The following is a 2,484-nucleotide window of genomic DNA, read 5'->3' as shown; positions in this document are numbered from 1 at the left end:
TCTGCGTTTCCGCAGACCAGAGGGGGTCTCTTCATCGAAAGTGGCGGCGCCAGGATTCGAACCTGGGAAGGCTGAGCCGGCAGATTTACAGACGGACGGGTTCGATGGCTTTGACCTGCGTTTTCCCCGCCTCGGGCCACTCTCGGGGGACACATGGGGGATCAAGGGCTCTTATTCGCTGTCCAGTGCTGCGATCACGCCCGCAGGATCGCCGTGGTAGGTGATGTGCGGTTCGCCCGCCTCGGGAGGAATGAAGCGGGTGCGGTAGCGCTTGAGGTCACTCTCGGAAAAGTAGATCGAGTTCGGATCGTCGGCGTGGAACTCGTTGCGCTTGTTGATCCTTGACCAGAGTTCTTCGTGGCTCGCTTCGAGATAGACCAGTAGCGGCGTGGCGCCGGCGTCGGTCGCGACGGTGCGCCACCGGGCACGGTCATCGGGAGTCCAGAAGCCGTGATCGACTACGACGTCCCGCCCCGCCTGAAGCAGTTCGCGTAGCTCTACCGCCACGTCCTCAAGGACCGGCCGTTCGAGGGTGGGGAAGGTGCCTCGCGGGAAGTCCACCCCGTACACGCCATGCCGACGGTACATCTCCTCATCCGGGCACAGGCGCACGAACCCGCGATCGGTGAGGACTCGGGAAAGTGTGGTCTTGCCGGAGCCGGGGAGCCCGGCCATGAGGACGCAGAACGGCGTACGCGGGGTCATTGGTCTCGTGAGGGTCTGGGAGATCGTGAGGATTTCCAGTTCGGCTTCAAGTGCGAGCGTGCCGGTACGGCGAGCGGCGAGTAGGGCGCCCATCCGATCTTCAAGCACGCTCAAGAGCGTGTCATCCAAGGCCGTCACGGGGAAACCTCCGATTCCGTCCGCCAGGTGCGACCAGGGCCACCGAGGTCAACGCCGTATTCCACGACGTTGTTCTCGCTGTCGATGAACTTCGCGGTCATCACGACAACGGGTTCCGTCGGCGGGTTCTCCGGGTCCAACTCCAAGTGCTGGGTGTCTTCTGCTGTGAGCAGGCGCGCTGACGCGGTGTCAATCCGATGGCTGATCGGGAGGCCGGTCGCTTCGGCGATGAGCTGAAGTGAGGTGCCCCCCGTCAACCGCTCACTCTTCGCCAACTGCGGGATCAGCTTGCCGTACCGAGCCGGGATCCAAGACGTACTGTGCGCCACGATGCCGTGCCGGTCCCGGTACACCCGGCTCCGACGAATCACGTCGGAGCGAGGCTCGATACCGAGAGCCTGAGCCACTTCCAGAGGTGCAGGGACCACGTCGGCCTTGTGCGAGTCGGACCGTTCGCCAGACCCCCAACTTGAACCAGTACGGCGGCCCCGGTCCTGACGCTGGGATCCCGACGACATCGGGCCCGGCTGGTCTAGGACTTCCGTTCCGATGCCGTGGATGCCTCGGACCATGCCTTCGTTGCGCAGCTTGCGCAACGCCTTCTCGGCCGTTGCTGTGCTCACGCTCCACTCTTCCGACAGGTTCTTGATGCTCGGCAGGAGCGTTCCCGGCGGTAGCTGGCCGGACGTGATCAGCTCCGCGTAGTGGGCGGCAATCTTCGCGTACGGCGCCCGGTTGTCGGCCTGACCGGCCATTTCGCCTGCTCCTTCGTCTCGGTTCCCTGAGGTTCCCTAGCTTACCGCTTGACACCGCAGGGAACCCTAGGGAACCCTAGGGATGTGCCCGCCGGTCGGAACGTCGACCGGGGGCCACCGTGTCCCGGTATGCCCGCATTGAACACGGGCGCATCGCCTCGGAGCTGCACCAACGCCCGGAGGAAAGCCCCACAGGGGTGAGTACGAAGACAGCGTCAGTTGGTTGAGAATTCAATAGGGATTCAAGTTCGACGGGGTGTGAGTCCCCGTCCCCGTTGCGGCCCGGGTGATGGCCGACGGCGGCCACTTCGTGGCGGGTGAACCTGTCCCGCCCTGCGTGCCAGCTCTGGAGAACAGTCCTCGGGATCATCCCTTCCTTTCAGGAGGTCAACCCGGCGTCTGCCACCTGGTACGCGCCGCCCTGCTGGCGTCAGAGCAGTGACGATGACGCGCCCGACGTTCCCGGCTCGGGGCCGGTCCGCTGTGGCAACGGCGTACCGGTGAAAGCCGTGTCCCTGCTTTCTGCGGGAGGTCGGCATGGGCCGACGACATACCTGAGGTGCCGTCGTGATGGACCGACCGACGGCACCTGTACGACTTCGCGGTCCGCCTCTTCCTGGCCTCGCGGCGGCTTCGTCGCGGCCGGTTGCCTCCCTCGCCCGTCCGGCCCGCGCCGTGTGCGTGGTGGTCGTACGGGCGAGGCGTGGGGAGCCGGAATGACCGCCTCCAACGGCGCGGGGGGGCCCGGGGGGGCCCCCGGGGGCGCGGGGGGGGGGGGGGCGGGTGCGGGTGGCGGCGGGGTGGGTGGGGGGGGGGGGGTTGGTGGGGTGTATGCGGGGGGGGGGGTGGTGGCGGGTGGGCGGGTGGGGGGTTTCGGTGGCGCTCC

2 protein-coding genes are annotated in these 2,484 nt (G+C 66.7%); both read right to left on the bottom strand.

Features of this window, described 5'->3' with window-relative positions:
- Positions 1-171 precede the first annotated feature (171 nt).
- Positions 172-843, bottom strand: a complete 672-nt coding sequence (locus tag AB0N07_RS50265; RefSeq protein WP_365847608.1) for an ATP-binding protein — start codon at positions 841-843, stop codon at positions 172-174.
- The gene (locus AB0N07_RS50260) at positions 840-1,598 is read right to left on the bottom strand and encodes a GntR family transcriptional regulator (protein WP_365847606.1); all 759 of its coding nucleotides are present in this window, start codon (positions 1,596-1,598) and stop codon (positions 840-842) included. The genes AB0N07_RS50265 and AB0N07_RS50260 overlap by 4 nt, the downstream gene beginning before the upstream one ends.
- Between the last annotated feature and the right edge of the window lie 886 nt (positions 1,599-2,484).

The organism is Streptomyces sp. NPDC051172 (assembly GCF_040682555.1).
In the GTDB taxonomy this organism is placed as follows: domain Bacteria; phylum Actinomycetota; class Actinomycetes; order Streptomycetales; family Streptomycetaceae; genus Streptomyces.
Note: the sequence above shows the minus strand (reverse complement) of the source record. Positions and strands in the feature narration are given on the sequence as shown.

Excerpts from the sequence above, each read along its gene's own strand:
- AB0N07_RS50260 (WP_365847606.1), bottom strand. The coding sequence starts at position 1,598 with ATGGCCGGTCAGGCCGACAACCGGGCGCCGTACGCGAAGATTGCCGCC.